The organism is Ectothiorhodospira mobilis, assembly GCF_900114895.1.
Classification (GTDB): Bacteria; Pseudomonadota; Gammaproteobacteria; order Ectothiorhodospirales; family Ectothiorhodospiraceae; genus Ectothiorhodospira; species Ectothiorhodospira mobilis_A.
Genome location: NZ_FOUO01000003.1, coordinates 214,158 through 229,195, shown reverse-complemented (window position 1 = coordinate 229,195; position 15,038 = coordinate 214,158). Strand labels below are relative to the sequence as shown.

At 65.5% G+C, this 15,038-nt stretch carries 14 protein-coding genes and 1 riboswitch; of the genes, 6 read left to right on the top strand and 8 right to left on the bottom strand.

Annotated elements, in window-relative coordinates; genetic code table 11:
* Nucleotides 1-389, top strand: a 389-nt coding sequence (locus BM214_RS03960) for a transposase (protein WP_143096345.1), incomplete at its 5' end; no start/stop codon positions are given.
* 205 nt (nt 390-594) lie between these two features.
* Here the strand turns inward: BM214_RS03960 and BM214_RS03955 are convergent.
* From BM214_RS03955 to BM214_RS03945, 3 genes are all read right to left on the bottom strand, one after another.
* Entirely contained in the window at nt 595-3,576 is a 2,982-nt protein-coding gene (locus tag BM214_RS03955; RefSeq protein WP_090483901.1) for a DEAD/DEAH box helicase, read from the bottom strand.
* A complete protein-coding gene (locus tag BM214_RS03950; protein ID WP_090483900.1) occupies nt 3,573-4,385 on the bottom strand; it encodes a Hachiman antiphage defense system protein HamA in 813 nt (270 codons plus the stop codon). Before BM214_RS03950 ends, BM214_RS03955 begins: the two co-directional genes overlap by 4 nt.
* Before the next feature lie 116 nt (nt 4,386-4,501).
* Nucleotides 4,502-5,362 (bottom strand): FRG domain-containing protein, encoded by an 861-nt coding sequence (locus BM214_RS03945; protein WP_090483899.1) that lies wholly within the window; start codon nt 5,360-5,362, stop codon nt 4,502-4,504.
* Between the two features lie 149 nt (nt 5,363-5,511).
* Here BM214_RS03945 and BM214_RS03940 point away from each other — a divergent pair, with 149 nt between their 5' ends.
* The 4 genes from BM214_RS03940 to BM214_RS03925 all read left to right on the top strand — a co-directional run bounded on the left by BM214_RS03940 (nt 5,512) and on the right by BM214_RS03925 (nt 8,919).
* The gene (locus tag BM214_RS03940; protein ID WP_143096344.1) at nt 5,512-5,877 is read left to right on the top strand and encodes a hypothetical protein; all 366 of its coding nucleotides are present in this window, start codon (nt 5,512-5,514) and stop codon (nt 5,875-5,877) included.
* Between the two features lie 199 nt (nt 5,878-6,076).
* Nucleotides 6,077-6,287: riboswitch (cobalamin riboswitch) on the top strand.
* Nucleotides 6,288-6,461: 174 nt separating this feature from the next.
* Nucleotides 6,462-7,070: a TroA family protein gene (locus BM214_RS03935; RefSeq protein ID WP_090483897.1), complete on the top strand. Its 609-nt coding sequence runs from the start codon at nt 6,462-6,464 to the stop codon at nt 7,068-7,070.
* Complete coding sequence (locus BM214_RS03930) at nt 7,067-8,155, top strand: FecCD family ABC transporter permease (RefSeq protein WP_244887829.1); 1,089 nt, start codon at nt 7,067-7,069, stop codon at nt 8,153-8,155. Before BM214_RS03935 ends, BM214_RS03930 begins: the two co-directional genes overlap by 4 nt.
* On the top strand, nt 8,152-8,919 hold the full coding sequence (locus tag BM214_RS03925; RefSeq protein ID WP_090483896.1) for an ABC transporter ATP-binding protein: 768 nt from the start codon (nt 8,152-8,154) through the stop codon (nt 8,917-8,919). Before BM214_RS03930 ends, BM214_RS03925 begins: the two co-directional genes overlap by 4 nt.
* Here the strand turns inward: BM214_RS03925 and aroC are convergent.
* The 3 genes from aroC to prmB form a co-directional block, all read right to left on the bottom strand.
* Nucleotides 8,913-9,974: a chorismate synthase gene (aroC, locus tag BM214_RS03920; protein WP_090483895.1), complete on the bottom strand. Its 1,062-nt coding sequence runs from the start codon at nt 9,972-9,974 to the stop codon at nt 8,913-8,915. The two genes, BM214_RS03925 and aroC, sit on opposite strands and share 7 nt — an antisense overlap.
* Before the next feature lie 109 nt (nt 9,975-10,083).
* Complete coding sequence (gene hemN, locus BM214_RS03915) at nt 10,084-11,472, bottom strand: oxygen-independent coproporphyrinogen III oxidase (protein WP_090483894.1); 1,389 nt, start codon at nt 11,470-11,472, stop codon at nt 10,084-10,086.
* 131 nt (nt 11,473-11,603) lie between these two features.
* Complete coding sequence (prmB, locus tag BM214_RS03910) at nt 11,604-12,521, bottom strand: 50S ribosomal protein L3 N(5)-glutamine methyltransferase (protein ID WP_090483893.1); 918 nt, start codon at nt 12,519-12,521, stop codon at nt 11,604-11,606.
* An 83-nt stretch (nt 12,522-12,604) separates the two neighbouring features.
* Here prmB and asd point away from each other — a divergent pair, with 83 nt between their 5' ends.
* Complete coding sequence (asd, locus tag BM214_RS03905; protein ID WP_090483892.1) at nt 12,605-13,489, top strand: archaetidylserine decarboxylase; 885 nt, start codon at nt 12,605-12,607, stop codon at nt 13,487-13,489.
* 31 nt (nt 13,490-13,520) lie between these two features.
* Here the strand turns inward: asd and epmA are convergent, their stop codons facing one another.
* Complete coding sequence (gene epmA / locus BM214_RS03900) at nt 13,521-14,471, bottom strand: EF-P lysine aminoacylase EpmA (RefSeq protein ID WP_090483891.1); 951 nt, start codon at nt 14,469-14,471, stop codon at nt 13,521-13,523.
* The gene (efp, locus tag BM214_RS03895; RefSeq protein ID WP_090483890.1) at nt 14,468-15,031 is read right to left on the bottom strand and encodes an elongation factor P; all 564 of its coding nucleotides are present in this window, start codon (nt 15,029-15,031) and stop codon (nt 14,468-14,470) included. Before efp ends, epmA begins: the two co-directional genes overlap by 4 nt.
* Nucleotides 15,032-15,038 lie beyond the last annotated feature (7 nt).

The window sequence follows — 15,038 nt, the reverse complement described above, 5'->3', positions numbered from 1 at the left end:
TCCGGCACTTCGAGGTGACCGATGCCAGCGTCCACGACAGCCAGATGATCGACTTCCTCCTGGACGAGCACAACACCAGCGCGGACGTATGGGCCGACTCGGCCTACCGATCCCGGGAGCGCGAGCAGCAGCTGGCCCGCGAAGGCTACCGCAGCCGCATCCACACCCGGGGCCGGAAGAACCGGCCGCTGAACGCGCGGCAGCAGAAGGCCAATCACAAACGTTCCCAGGTGCGGGCGCGGGTGGAGCACGTGTTCGCCAGTCAGGCGGCCATGGGGGGACAACTGGTGCGGACCATCGGCCTGGCCCGGGCGCGATTGAAGATCGGCCTGAACAACATCGTGTACAACCTCCGGCGCTGGACCTACCTGCAGGGGGTGGCCGCATGAGGCGGATGAGCTATCCGGAGCCATGGTGAGGGGTGCCACCGCCTCGAGATCACCTCTCCTGGATGCCCTTGCAACCGTCCGGGTCCGATCACCATGCTGGGTCATGAGCTATGAATCCATGATCCCGAACGGGTATGAGCGATTTGAGGACAGGGAACTCATAGATCGAGGTTCACTGTTGTTTGGACGCTCTTCGCGTGGGAGTCTATTCTTGATCATCGGATACACTGGGATCTCGCAAATCTTCTAGCGTGTTCTCCAGCACCAGTCGCCCCATCGACGGCAGCCACCGCTCCCGATCGTCGAGCAGATGTCGGGCCGTGGGAAACACCGCTGAGCGGTCAACCAGCGTACCAAGCTCGGGGCTTCGGCCGAGCGCGACCGCAGCTCGACGGTGCCGGAGGCCGCCAGCCGCAAGCACCCTCGCCGCCGCCGTTGGGACACCAAAACGCAGGTGCTCGGGGAAGTCGGCGACGGCTTGCGCCAGTTCGCGGTCATCTGCCTCGAGCAGCTTCTTGAGTAGGCCGACGCCCTGTTCAACGGCGACCTGGAGAACGTAGCTGATTACCCTGGCGTGAACGCCCAGCATTGCGTCGATGTCGATGCTCGCTCGTCGAGCCAGCTCGATCAACGGCTGGCCGTCGATCCATGCTTCCAATACCCGAGTGAAATCCGAGCGCGTCGGCGGAACACCCCGGTACGCCTCCTTGACCGCTTCAGCCATCTCTGGGAGGTCCCATGCCCACGTCAGCAGCGCCTCCACCAGTTCCGGGTCCGTCGCGGCCTCGATGTCATCCCACCGCTCCCGCATGGGCAGCAGCTTGGCCTCAACGGACTCAAGCATTCGCGCACGCGTGCCTGTTTCTCGGATCCAGCCGAGGCGACCAGCCCCCTTGATCGCGGCCACCCGTTGAGCGCGCAGCTCGAAGACCTGCTTCATCAGGGCGGTGGTGGCGGGCTCAGCCTGGCGAGCCGCAAATGTCTGGCTCGACAGTTCTCCGGCGATCCGAACCAGTTCGTCTTCCCCTAGCTCTTCCGCGGCGAGGTCGATGAGTGTCGCGTCGATACCGTCGATCAACGTGTGCAGTGCGGTCACCCCCTCTAGGATGTCGTTCGTTAGGGTGAGGCTTTGCTGGCTCAGCGCGGACTGAAGCCGACGCATGAGCTCGAGCAGTGCCCCGGAGACGCGTTCGCCCGGTTGCTGCTGAGCGACGGGGGCTACCAAAGGCCACTGTCCAGGGTTGGCGCAGATGACGAGGCCCTTGGTGGTTGCTCCCGCTCGTCCCGCTCGTCCAACGAGGTTCTTGATGTCGCGCGCGAGCAGGTTCTCCGCCGCCCCATCCGGGCCGCAACGTTGCACCGAGTACAAAACCAAAGTCCTGATCGGCAAGTTGACGCCCTCGGCCAGCGTGTTCGTGCATATCGCCAATCGAACGTCCTCCCTGCGAACCAAGGCTTCGACGACCTCCCTGGTTTCCTGCGGAATATCTCCGTGGTGCAGAACAGCTCCCGCCGCCAGTGCTCGGGTTCCAACCCATGAAGCGCCGTACTCTAGAGTGAAGTACTCGACTGCAGCCTGGAGCTTCGCTCCGTCCTCAACGAATTGCATGGGAGCAGGCATTGGCAGCGGGCTCTCCAGCTGGGCTAGAAGCTCGTTCGCGAGCCCTACGGCTCCCTGATTGCCCCGCTTATTGGCGGCAAACACGGCAACCGGCCCCATCGACAATGCCTTTCGTGCTGCGGCAATGGCCTGGGTCTTCATAGAGTTAAACGAATATGTGTTCAACCGGCCCGTCGAGGCGCTGCGGTAGCGAAAGTCATCTCGGCTAAGAAAATTTTCGATCGAGAACGTGGATGCATCTTGGTGCGGATGAATTTGTAGTGACACCATAGTTCTGGTGTTCGTACCGGACACCCGGAGCACTGCGAATTCGGCGAGAGCCGGACGATAGTCGCTGCGGACTACGGTTTCGTCCGTGCCGTCAAGCCACGTGTTGATCTCCTCGATGTTCGGGACAATGGCCGAAACGAAGACAAACTTGGGTGGGCCAATCTCTCGGGCTCGCATCCGAGCGAGCAGCAGCTCCAGTCCTACCCCGCGGGCCCCGCTGTCCAGGAGGTGTCCTTCATCACAGATGACGAGGGAAACACGGGCGAATAAGTTCGGTTCCGCACTTAGCAAGCCCGACAACGCCTCTGGCGTCGCGACGAGCGCCCGCATGTCGTCAAAGTCTTGTACCTCGTCGCGAGTAGGCACAGTCCCTCCATACGCGCACCGGGCAGGAAGACCCATACGGCCTAGGCGCTTCACGAGGCTGCCGCGCAGCTCCGCCGCAAGGGACCGGTACGGAACAAGCAGGATTGCCACATCCTCAGGATGCCGCTTCAGGTGGTAATAGAGCAGTGTCTCCGAAAGTGCCGTCTTGCCCGCCCCGGTAGGCATCTGGATGGAGAATGAAGTTGCTCCTCCCAGCAGCCCGCTTCTGATTGCGTCGATCTGCGAAGGGAAGAAGTCCCATACCGGCGGGTCTCGGTTGAGAAGTGAGCGAACAAGGGAATCCCAAAATTCCGAGTCACCATCCGGAAGGACGGCACGGATATTTGTCTCCTGGAACCTGGAGAGTATGCGTCGAAAAAGGCGCCATCCCACCCATTCGTCGGGGGCGGACTTCAGCGCAAACGCTTCCCTCTCCGCAGCCTCCTCGCTCTGCGCCTGAATCGCGTCCAAATTACCCCTTCGCACGGCACCAACGAGGGTACTCACACGTGCGGACGTGATCGTCGATGGCCTTGCGAGCAGCTCGTAGCACGCTCTCTGCATCTCACTGAGGGCACCCGGGTCCGTCGCCTTGAGCGTGAGATATGCAGAGGCCGAGTAGCCTCCAAAATAGAACGCTGCCGCAGCGAGGACAGCAGCTTCCGGTTCCAGTATCCCGCGATAAACTGGTGCCTGATCGACTCCGACGCCTCCTGCCTGAGTAATTGCGTTGCCTAACTGCGACCAGTCGACAGAATCGTTGTACGGCTCATGGAGTCGATCGAAGAGCTCTCCAACAAGCGAGATATAGTAGTCGTCACCTCGAGAGCGCAGGTAGCTCAGCTGCGATGGCGGCTGTGAAAAGCCAAATCGCTCCACGTGATAAAGGGCTCCAGCGTCGCTCACCCACTTGGCCAGAGTCTCCCTCATGTGCCGTCCCCAAGTTCTGCGACGGTGGCATGAACGGCGTCGAAGACCTCCTCGTAACGCCGCTTAAGATCTGGGATGGCGATCACGACTACCGTGTAATCCGTGGGCTCTTCCTCTGGAGCGTCTGCGAGCTCTTCATCCACGAGACTCGCACATACAACCGCGACGGCCCGGAACTCTTTCTGCACGTAGGGGTGATCGGTGGCATTGGTGAAGCGCTCTATATGAGCGACGGTCGTGGTTCCGAGGTCTTCGTGAAGTGCACGCTCCTTCAACCACACCAGCGTCTTGGCTAAGCGACTTGTCCGATCCTTCTCGCAGTCAGCAATTGCCGAGCTAATGGGCGTGGACTCCGCATTGGTGGACTTGGTCTTCACCTCGGAACAGAGGATGCGATCCTCGGTTGAGGCTTCGGGCCAGTGCGGCAGCACGAAGTGAACGACATCAGAGAATGGCGCTGGCTTCGTCCGATCCTGCTTCAACCGCCACTTTTTCGGGCCAATAAGATCGACTTCTGGCTCGATAGCTGCGTGGTACAGGAAGACCAGAATCTCCCCGAAATCACCGGCCATGGTGGAGCCTCGCTCTGGCAGCTTGGCCCTGACGAGTTCCGTTTTCGGGCGACCGGTGGCAGCGGCTCGCTCGTCGAGTAGCGAATCTTCGATGTAGCATCGGCGAACTGGCACACCAAGAAGATCCGCCCAAGCAGCCGCGTGCTCGTCAGGCACGCGAACCACGACGTATGGTGACTTATGCTCCTCGGCGAACCATGGCGCCAAGGTAGCTGCGTCAATACCTAGATCTAGCATCAGCTCTGCTATTCTGTAGTCCTAACGGCTTTCTTCACCCGCGCCCGCCACGAAACGAGCGACAGAGAGGCGAAATTTCCCGGGTGTCGGGTGAAAGAATTTGTTGGGCACCAAGGCTACGCACCCACGTGTGAAATCGCACCCAACTCTTTGGAAGCCGGGAAGCCTGACTTCAGAAGAATGCTATAACCACGATCATAATATGGCGGTGGAAATAGCGCGTGAACTCCAAGCATTCTTCCATTGCCAAGCCACGTGAGCGCGTCTGCTAACGAAATGCGAATAACACCCCTCACCTGCTTATGATAGTCGATTGGGCGCATTACCTGATCGCCACGCACGCGAAACACTAAGCCATGCTGAGCGTGCGGCCGGAGAAAAATCGAAGGCACGGCTGCTCGAAGATCAATAAGCTCAGTATTCTTTCCAAGATAGTGTCCCGGCGCTCTGCGTGTGTCACGGCCTTGGTCTGCTCCAACAAGCAAGACATACACGAACCCATCGAGTTCTTTGTGCACGGACCGCTTCTCGAAATGAAGATATTCGCCGGCTGGACCAGTACCGTGAGTTCGGTGGCACGCAAACCAAAGTGCTACCCAAACGTTATCTACAAGATCCAGCCAGCTTGTCTTTAACCCATAGTGCTGCAGAATTGCCTCATGCGATTCTTGCGCGAAGGAGCCAAATATATTGTTGTCCTCCCGTAACTGTCTTATGGCTTTGTTAAGTTCGCTGATCTTCCTCGACTGTCCTGCCTGCGTGGAAACGCCTCGAAACAATGTCGGCGATAGCGAGCCATGAAGCTTTGATTCTCCGCGAAAGAACACACCCTCATCTTTCTCTGCGCCATTCTTGAACTTGAGATACCCTGCTGCTTGAACAAGTGCGTGAGGATCGTAGACGTGGTAGACGCATCTGCCTGATGCTGCGTCAGGCAGGTATTCAGAATCTCGTATAGAAAGTTTGCTTAGTGGCATTGTTTTTGTTGTGCCCAACTATAAATGGACGGCCTAAACCCCGCATAATACCCAGCGTCGACCGGCGTTCAGCGTAGCAGCATCTTCAGGTTCAACGATTTATGCCCGGAACCCATACACTCTCGAGGAGTGTTATGCGGCGGATGCGCATGATAAGACGTATTGCGGCGCATCCGCCGCATCACGTCCCACGGCGGCTGCATTACAGCTACCGCACCGAACAAGCCCACATCTATTGGATCCGCTTCATCTTTTCCGGCAAGAGGCGCCCAAGAGAGATGGGCAAGGAGGTCTCGGCCATTCTGAGGCGCATGAGGGAACGCTACTGGTTGATGGCAATCGTGTACGGGAGGGGGCTTCGGGCAGCGGAGTGGCTGCCGCAGATCGATACCCACGTGCTGCAGCGTGGCGGGGGGGCGGTGCGGGGTCCGGTGGATGCGTTGCTCGGCAGCGGGGGATGCCCCGAAGACCCCGCCTGCACAGCGCGGCCTTCCTTCTTTTTTCCATCGCCCTGAATCCATGGCCGCGTCCCTCCTTTCCTTACCGGCTCAATCCCCTGGTGACGTTCCCCGAGGCATGGATGGGGATCGCACCATATCTCGGCACAGCCCTTATCAAACCACCATCGGCCTTGCCTGTCCATGCTGCCCCCTATGCTGTCCCCTATCAGGAAAAGGGCCCGCGCCGGCGTTGACCCCCGTTCGTTGCGCCAGTAGGCTTTGCCCGACTACAGGTGTTCGGGAAGCCGGTGACGCCGCCCCGCGGCCAGTCCGGCGCTGTCCCCGCAACGGTAGGCGGGCAAGGCAGGACCCAGCCACTGCGCCGCACGTGTCCCCAGGGGCAGGCGGTGTGGGAAGGCGTCCTGCAAGGGGCCATCCGGCCCCGGCCCGCGAGCCCGGAGACCGGCCTGTAGCCCATGCATGCCCAGCGGCGGGGAGCCCGCGATGGCGATACCATGCTGCTGGTGCGGCGGTCCCGCACCCGAGTATCCCGTCCTGCCCTTCTCCCGCCCCGTGGCCCCTTTTCTCAAGGATGCGGGAGAAACGTCATTCAGTCCCTCCAACGATCCCCTTTCCACGCTCCGTGCCCTCTTCCAACGATGCTGCTGTGCCTGTCCCTGCTCCTGCTGCCTGCACTGGCCTGGGGGGGCGAGGAGGCCAGGGAACCGGGTGGCGATCATGTAGCCGCCGCCACCCATACGGTCCGGGACATGCTCGGCCGGCAGGTGAGGGTTCCAAAGGAGATCCGGCGCATCGCCACGGTGAACGTGGACGCCTTTCGCATGCTCCTGCACCTGCAGGCCGAAGACCGCATCGTGGGGATCCCCAGTGACATGTTCGGGTCCCGGTTCTCCCGCGACCCGACCCTGGAGGCCCTGGCCTTCGAGCGCCTGGAGGACACCCCCCGGGTGGGGGGCGGGCAGCCCGGGTCCGAGATCGACCTGGAGGGGGTCATCGCCACGGACCCGGACCTGTTCATCCTGTGGTCCTTCAGCCATCGCGGCGACACGAGGGCCATGGCCCGCCAGGCCGACCGGATCCAGGAGAGGCTGGGCATCCCGGTGATCGCGCTCAACACCCTGGGGATGGAGCCGGACGCCGGGAAGGCCCAGGCCACCCTGAGGCGGGCCTACCGCCTGCTGGGGCGTCTGCTGCAACGGGAGGAACGGGCCCGCCAGAGCGGCCTTGAGCTCCGTACCCGCCCGTGACACCTGCCCCGACCCAGGAAAGAGACTGCGGCCCCCAGGGGGCCGCGACGATCCGGGCGTACCGGCTGCGCAACCGCAACCGCTGGCTCCTGTTGCTCCTTTTGGGGCTTGCCCTTTGCGCGACCTTGATCCTCGGGCTCACCCTGGGCCCCTTCCCGACCCCCCCCTTGGAGGTGGTCCAGGCGCTGCTGCCGGGCCTGCCCTGGGGCGAGGCGGACCCCCGCAGCGCCCACATCGTGCGCAACATCCGCCTGCCGCGCCTGGCCACGGCCGGGCTGGCGGGGGCGGGGCTGGCCCTGGCCGGGGTCATCCTGCAGACCCTGCTGCGCAATCCCATGGCCTCGCCGTTCACCCTGGGGTTCTCCTCCGGGGCCTCCCTGGGGGCGGCCCTGGTGATCATCACCGGCTTCTCGGCCTTCGGTCTGGCCGGCATCGTCATCCACGCCTTCCTCGGCGCCCTGCTGGTATCCCTGATCATCCTGGCCATGGGCCACTGGAAGGGGGCCACGCCCACCGCCCTGATCCTGACGGGCGTGGCGCTAATGTACTTCTTCAATGCCGCCACCACCCTGCTGATCTATTTCTCGGACGTCTACGCCACGCGGGAGGTCCTGTTCTGGACCGTGGGCAGCCTGAGCCGGGCCGGATGGGACAGCACCCTGTACATCGCGCTGGCCCTGATGCTGACCCTGCCGGCGTTCCTCTACTGGGCCCCCGGGCTCAACCGGCTGCTGCTGGGGGATGCATCGGCCCGCAGCCTGGGGCTGGCGGTGGGGCGGCTGCGGGTGGGGCTGATCCTGCTGGTGGCCCTGCTGGTGGCCACCGTGGTGTCCTTCACCGGCGGTATCGGGTTCCTGGGCCTGGTGGCGCCGCACCTGGCCCGCATGCTCATCGGCACGGACCACCGCTTCCTGATCCCGGCAACCGCCCTGCTGGGGGCGTTGCTGCTGATGCTGGCGGACCTGGTCTCCCTGCATGCCTTTCCGGACACCATACTCCCTGTGGGGGTGGTCACCGCCTTTCTCGGCTCGCCCCTGTTCATCTACCTGATCCTGCGCCGCCGGGAGGGGGCCCCGGCCATATGAGCACCCCCGCCCTGCAGATCACCGGATTGCACTTTGACTATGGCTCCAAGACCGCGCTCCACGGTGTGGATCTGGAAGTGGACCGGGGGGAGATCGTGGCCCTGCTCGGGCCCAACGGTTCGGGCAAGACCACCCTGCTGCAATGCGCCAACCGGCTGCTGAAGGCACGGCGGGGCGAGATCCATCTCCTCTCCCGGCCCCTTGCCGGCCTGTCCCGGGCCCGCATCGCCCGGCACATCGCCTATGTGCCCCAGGTCGCGGATGGGGTCTATCCCATGACGGTCCTGGAGAGCGTGCTGCTGGGTCTGGAAGGGATCCGGTGGCGCTATCCCACTGCGGAGGTGGAACGGGCCGTGGCCCTGCTGGAACATCTGGACATGCCCCACCTGGCCCATGCACTGCTGACGGAGATCAGCGGCGGCGAACGCCAGAAGGCGGCCATCGCCCGGGCCCTGATGCGCGAGACGCCCCTCCTGCTCCTGGATGAACCGAGCAATCACCTGGATCTGCGCCACCAGCGGGACCTGATCCGCATCCTGCAACGGCGCAGCCGGGAGACGGGTCAGGGGATCCTGGTGGTGCTGCACGACATCAACATCGCCACCCAGCTGGCGGACCGCATCGTCCTCATGCGGGAGGGGCGGATCCTCGCGCAGGGTCCGCCCTCAGAGATCATCACCCGGGATACGATCCAGGAGGTCTACGGGGTGGACGCCGGGATCGTTTCCGACGGGGCAACCCCCTACCTCACCGGCTTTTACTGACCCACCTGACCGCGGTGGCGCAGGGCGTGGTCCATGAGCACTAGGGCCAGCATGGCCTCGGCGATGGGGGTGGCGCGGATGCCCACGCAGGGGTCGTGGCGGCCGGTGGTGACCACCTCCACCGGCTGGCCGTGGCAATCCAGGGACCGCCCCGGCAGGCGGATGCTGGAGGTGGGCTTGAGGGCGATGCTCACGCGGATGTCCTGTCCCGAGGAGATGCCCCCCAGGACCCCGCCGGCGTGGTTGGAGAGAAAGCCCTCCGGGGTCATCTCGTCCCGGTGCTCGCTGCCCTTTTGCTCGACGCAGTCGAAGCCGTCGCCGATGGCCACCGCCTTGACGGCGTTGATGCCCATCATGGCATGGGCGATGTCCGCGTCCAGGCGGTCGAACACCGGCTCGCCCCAGCCCGCCGGCAGCCCGGAGGCCACCACATGGATGCGCGCCCCCACGGAGTCCCCGGACTTGCGCAGTTCGTCCATGTAGGCCTCCATCTCGGGTACCCGTTCGGCGTCCGGGCAGAAGAAGGGGTTGGTCTCCACCACGGACCAGTCCAGGGCCTGGGCACGGATGGGACCGAGCTGGGCCAGGTAACCGCGGATGTCCACGCCATAATGCAGCTTCAGGTACTTGCGGGCGATGCCCCCGGCGGCCACGCGCATGGCCGTCTCCCGGGCGGAGCTGCGGCCCCCGCCGCGGTAGTCCCGGATGCCGTATTTCTTGAAATAGGTGTAGTCGGCATGGCCCGGACGGAAACGCTCGGCGATCTGGGAGTAGTCCTTGGAGCGCTGGTCCTCGTTCTCGATGAGCAGGCCGATGGGGGTGCCGGTGGTGTACCCCTCGAACACCCCCGAGAGGATGCGCACCCGGTCGGGCTCGCGGCGCTGGGTGGTGTGGCGGGACTGGCCGGGGCGGCGCCGGTCCAGATCCTTCTGCAGGTCCGCCTCGGTCAGGGGCAGCCCCGGGGGGCAGCCGTCCACGACGCAGCCGATGGCCGGGCCGTGGCTCTCGCCGAAGCTTGTGACGGTGAAGAGTCTGCCTAGGGTGTTTCCGGACATGTTCGTGGTTTCCCGGCGGGGGACCCGCAGCTTGGCACCGCGCAGGTGGCCGCCGCGGGGCGGACAGGCGGCGGGAGGACGCGGGCCCCGGGGCCGGGGCCCGCAGTGGTCAGATCACGCGGGAGAAGCGCTGTTCCTTGGCCTCGCGCAGGTAGCGGTCGAAGGTCATGCAGATGTTGCGGATGAGCAGCCGCCCCGCCGGCAGCACGGTAATGGACTCGCCCGTCATCTGAAGCAGGCCGTCCGCCTGCATGCCCTCCAGGGCCTTGAGTTCCTGGGCGAAGTAGTCGTTGAAGCGGATGCCGTGGGCCTTCTCCACGTCGGCGAAGGCCAGTTCGAAATGGCAGATGAGGCGGGTGATCACATCCCGGCGCAGCAGGTCGTCGGCGTCCAGTTCCACGCCGCGGAACACCGCCAGGCGGCCGGCGTCGATGCGCTCGAAGTAGCTCTCCAGGTCGTGGCGGTTCTGGCTGTAGCTGTGCCCCACCATGCCCACGCTGGTGGAGCCCAGGCCCACCAGATCGCAGTTGGAATGGGTGGAGTACCCCTGGAAGTTGCGATAGAGGGTGTGGTCCCGCTGGGCCACGGCCAGTTCATCATCGGGTTTGGCGAAGTGGTCCATGCCGATGTAGACGTAGCCCGCCTCGGTGAGCTGCTGGATGGTCTGCTGCAGGATGGCCAGTTTCTCCGAGGGGCTGGGCAGGTCCGCCTCGTTGATGCGCCGCTGCGGCTTGAAGCGGTCCGGCAGGTGGGCGTAGTTGAAGACGGAGATGCGGGCCGGGTCCACCTGGATGATCTTGTCCACGGTATGGCCGAAGGTCTTGCGGTCCTGGTGCGGCAGACCGTAGATCAGGTCCACGCTGGTGGAGCGGAAGCCCAGGCGCCGGGCCTCGTCCAGCACCCCCAGCACCAGGGATTCGCTCTGCACCCGGTTGACCGCCTGCTGCACCCGCTCGTCGAAGTCCTGCACCCCCAGGCTGATGCGGTTGAAGCCCAGCTTGCGCAGCAGGGAGAGGGTATGGTCATCCACCTCCCGGGGGTCGATCTCGATGGAGTATTCGCCGGTGTCATCGTCCAGCAGCCGGAAGTGCTCCGCCGTGCGCTGCATGAGTTCGGTCATCTCGTCGTGGGAGATGAAGGTGGGGGTGCCGCCGCCCCAGTGCAGCTGGGTCACCGGACGGCTGCGATCGAACAGCTCGCCCTGCAGCTCCATCTCCCGGTACAGCCGGTCCAGGTAGGGACGGGCGCGGGTGCGGTCCTTGGTCACCACCTTGTTGCAGGCGCAGTAGAAGCAGACGGTGTCGCAGAAGGGGATGTGGAAGTACAGCGACAGCGGGCGGCCGCTGGCGTTGGTCTCCCGGGCGATCTCGGCGTAGCGCTCCGCCGTGAAGCCCTCGTGGAACTGGACCGCCGTGGGATAGGAGGTGTAGCGGGGACCCGCCGTGTCGTAACGGTTGATCAGGTCCAGATCGAAGTCGATGGTCTGCGACAAGCTCATGGCGGTAGGTTACCCGGCGATGATGTGTGACTGGAAGTCGGAATTCCTCAGGATAAAACGGCCGGCGCAAAAAGGCACGGCATGGCGCGATGCTCCCCTGACCCAGCGCAATTACACCCGCGCCGGTCCGTTCAACCCGGCCCGCCCGGGAACGCCTCCCGGAGCTGTTCCCGGGTGAGCAGGAAGACCCCCTGCCCGCCGTGCTCGAACTCCAGCCAGGTGAAGGGGACCTGGGGCAGCCGCGCCTCCAGGGCCGGGGCACTGTTGCCCACCTCCACCACCAGGATGCCCCCGGGGCTGAGGTGCTCGGCGGCCCGCTCCAGGATGCCCAGGGTGGCCTCCAGGCCGTCCTCCCCGGAGGCCAGCCCCAGGGCCGGTTCCCGGCGAAACTCCGGCGTCAGGGCCGCCATGTCGGCGGCATCCACATAGGGCGGATTGCTCACGATGAGATCGTAGCACCGCCCCTCCAGGGCGTCGAAGAGATCCGATGCCAGCGCCTCCACCCGGTCCTCCAGGGCGTGGCGGCGGATGTTCTCCCGCGCCACCGCCAGGGCATCGGCGCTGACATCGGACAGGTCCACCCGGGCCTCGGGGAAGACATGGGCGCAGGCGATGCCGATGCAGCCGCTGCCGGTGCACAGATCCAGCACCCGCGAGACCCGCTCCGGCTCCAGCCAGGGGGTGAAGCCCCGCTGGATCACCTCGGCCAGGGGGGAGCGCGGCACCAGCACGCGCTCGTCCACATAGAAGGGCAGGCCCATGAACCAGGCCTCCCGGGTCAGGTAGGCGGCGGGCTTGCGCGTCTCCACCCGCTGCTGCAGCAGGTCGGCGACCCGGTTGCGCTCCTCCCGGGTGAGGCGACAATCCAGCCAGGGGCCGGACAGGTCCAGGGGCAGATGCAGGGCGTGCAGCACCAGCCAGGCGGCCTCATCCAGGGCATTGTCGGTGCCGTGGCCGAAGGTGAGCCCGGCCGCGGTGAAGCGGCTCAGCCCCCATCGGATGAAGTCACGGGCCGTGACCAGGTCGTCGATCTCCGCTCGGTTCGTCATGCATCCAGGCGATCAGGAAAGGGAGGGAGGATGATACCCTTTCCTCCCCGGGCACATAAGACCGCTTAAGGACGCGCAAACTGATGAACGATGCATCCGCCCCCCTTGCAGACCGCATCCGGGCCCTGGCCCTGCATGTGCTGCCCCACCACGCCATCTCCCGGGGGGTGCACCGCCTGGCCCGGCTGCAGACGCCGCTGAAGGACCCCGTGGCGCGCTGGTTCATCCGCCATTACGGACTGGACATGGACGAGGCGGTGCACGCGGACCCGGCCGCCTATCCCAGCTTCAACGCCCTGTTCACCCGGGCCCTGCGCCCGGGGGCAAGGCCCCTGGACCCGCGCCCCGATGCCCTGCTGAGCCCCGCGGATGCCCGCGTGAGCCAGTTGGGGCGCATCCGGGCGGGCCGTCTCCTCCAGGCCAAGGGCCACGACTACACGGCGACGGCCCTGCTGGGGGGCGAGGACCGGGCCGCGCCCTTCCAGGACGGGGATTTCATCACCCTCTATCTCTCCCCCCGGGACTATCACCGGGTGCACATGCCCGCATCCGGCAGCCTGCGGGAGACGGCTCACATCCCCGGGCGCCTGTTCTCCGTGGCCCCCTTCACCACCCGCGCCATCCCCGGCCTGTTCACCCGCAACGAGCGTCTGGTGTGCCTGTTCGACACCCCCCACGGCCCCCTGGCCCTGGTGCTGGTGGGGGCCATCAACGTGGGTTCCATCGAGACGGTCTGGGGCGGTGAGACGGGCAGCCGCGCCCGGGGTGCACCCCGGGTGAAGGATCACCACGCCGATCCCGTGGCCCTGGAGCGGGGCGAGGAGATGGGGCGCTTCAACCTGGGGTCCACGGTCATCCTGCTGCTGCCCCGGGGACGGGTTCGGTGGGATCCGGCGCTGGCCCCGGACCAGACGGTGCGCGTGGGCCAGGGGCTGGGGACACTGCAGGGGAATGTGCCCCAGGCCTGACGGGGCCGCACCACCCGGGCCTGAGACCGGGTCAGGCCCGGGTGGTGTCGAAGGCCAGGACGCGGCGGATGTCGTCCTCGCCGCTCAGGGCCATGAGCAGGCGGTCCACCCCCAGGGCCACGCCGGCGCAGTCCGGCAGCCCGGCCTCCAGGGCCTGCAACAGACGGGTATCCATGGGCACGTCGGCAAGGCCCCGCTGGGCCCGGGCGGCGCGCTCCGCCTCGAAGCGGCGGCGCTGCTCGGCGGCGTCCCCCAGTTCATGGAAGCCGTTGGCCAGCTCCAGGGCCCCCCAGTACAACTCGAAGCGCTCCGCCACCGGCGGATCCCCGGGGCGGACCCGGGCCAGGGCCGCCTGGCTGGCGGGATAGTCATGGATCAAGGTGAGCCGGTTGGGGGGGAAGGCGGGGCAGACCACCGTGGACAGGAGCAGGTCCAGCCAGGCGTCCCGGTCCAGCTCCCCCTGCACCGCAAGGCCCAGTTCCCGGGCGCGGCGGGCCAGGGCCGGGGCATCGTCCCGGTGGGCATCCACCCCGGCATGGTCCGCCAGGGCCTGGGCATAGGTAAGCCGGCGGGTCACTGCGGCACGCCCCTCGTGGTCCACGGCCCGCACCAGGGCCTCCACCTCGTCCATGAGGCGGTGGTGATCGAACCCCACCCGGTACCATTCCAGCAGGGTGAACTCGGGGTTGTGGTGGCGACCGGCCTCATCGGCCCGAAACACCCGGGCCACCTGATAGCAGTCCCCCACCCCCGCGGCCAGCAGCCGCTTCATGGGGAACTCCGGCGAGGTATGCAGAAAGCGCCGGCCGCTGGGCAGATCCAGGGAGAGGCTGCCCACCTGGGGATCCGTGGTGCCGGCGCCGGAGAGATAGGGGGTCTCCACCTCCAGCACCCCATGCCGGGCGAAGAAGGCGCGCAGGTCCGAGAGCAGCCGCGCCCGCCGGTGCAGCAGGGCCGGCGGGGCCCCCGGCCGCCAGCTCACGCGCGGGAGACGTACTCGCCGGTGCGGGTGTCCACCCGGATCACGTCCCCCTCGTTGACGAACAGGGGCACCTTCACCACCGCCCCCGTCTCCAGGGTGGCGGGCTTGGTGCCGCCGGTGGCGGTATCCCCGCGGATGCCGGGATCGCACTGGGTGATCTTCAGTTCCACGAAATTGGGCGGGGTCACCGACAGGGGGACGTTGTTCCACAGGGTGACCACGCACATGTCCTGTTCCTTGAGCCACTTCATGGCCTCCGCCACGGCGGTCTCACCGGCGGCGTACTGCTCGAAGCTGTCCGGTACCATGAAGTGCCAGAACTCGTCATCGGCATAGAGGTACTGCATCTCGGTGTCGATGACGTCGGCGGCCTCCACCGACTCCCCGGACTTGAAGGTCTTGTCCAGGACCCTGCCCGTCTTCAGGTTGCGGATCTTGACGCGGTTGAAGGCCTGGCCCTTGCCGGGCTTGACGAACTCGTTCTCCACGATGGTGCAGGGATCGCCGTCCATCAGGATCTTGAGTCCGCTCTTGAATTCGTTGGTGCTGTAGCTAGCCATACGGATC

What these genes read in the sequence shown, in the direction of transcription:
- BM214_RS03955 (WP_090483901.1), bottom strand. Translation starts at nt 3,576, where the DNA reads ATGAGGGAGACTCTGGCCAAGTGGGTGAGCGACGCTGGAGCCCTTTAT.
- BM214_RS03950 (WP_090483900.1), bottom strand. Translation starts at nt 4,385, where the DNA reads ATGCTAGATCTAGGTATTGACGCAGCTACCTTGGCGCCATGGTTCGCC.
- BM214_RS03945 (WP_090483899.1), bottom strand. Translation starts at nt 5,362, where the DNA reads ATGCCACTAAGCAAACTTTCTATACGAGATTCTGAATACCTGCCTGAC.
- BM214_RS03940 (WP_143096344.1), top strand. Translation starts at nt 5,512, where the DNA reads ATGATAAGACGTATTGCGGCGCATCCGCCGCATCACGTCCCACGGCGG.
- BM214_RS03935 (WP_090483897.1), top strand. Translation starts at nt 6,462, where the DNA reads ATGCTGCTGTGCCTGTCCCTGCTCCTGCTGCCTGCACTGGCCTGGGGG.
- BM214_RS03925 (WP_090483896.1), top strand. Translation starts at nt 8,152, where the DNA reads ATGAGCACCCCCGCCCTGCAGATCACCGGATTGCACTTTGACTATGGC.
- aroC (WP_090483895.1), bottom strand. Translation starts at nt 9,974, where the DNA reads ATGTCCGGAAACACCCTAGGCAGACTCTTCACCGTCACAAGCTTCGGC.
- hemN (WP_090483894.1), bottom strand. Translation starts at nt 11,472, where the DNA reads ATGAGCTTGTCGCAGACCATCGACTTCGATCTGGACCTGATCAACCGT.
- prmB (WP_090483893.1), bottom strand. Translation starts at nt 12,521, where the DNA reads ATGACGAACCGAGCGGAGATCGACGACCTGGTCACGGCCCGTGACTTC.
- asd (WP_090483892.1), top strand. Translation starts at nt 12,605, where the DNA reads ATGAACGATGCATCCGCCCCCCTTGCAGACCGCATCCGGGCCCTGGCC.
- efp (WP_090483890.1), bottom strand. Translation starts at nt 15,031, where the DNA reads ATGGCTAGCTACAGCACCAACGAATTCAAGAGCGGACTCAAGATCCTG.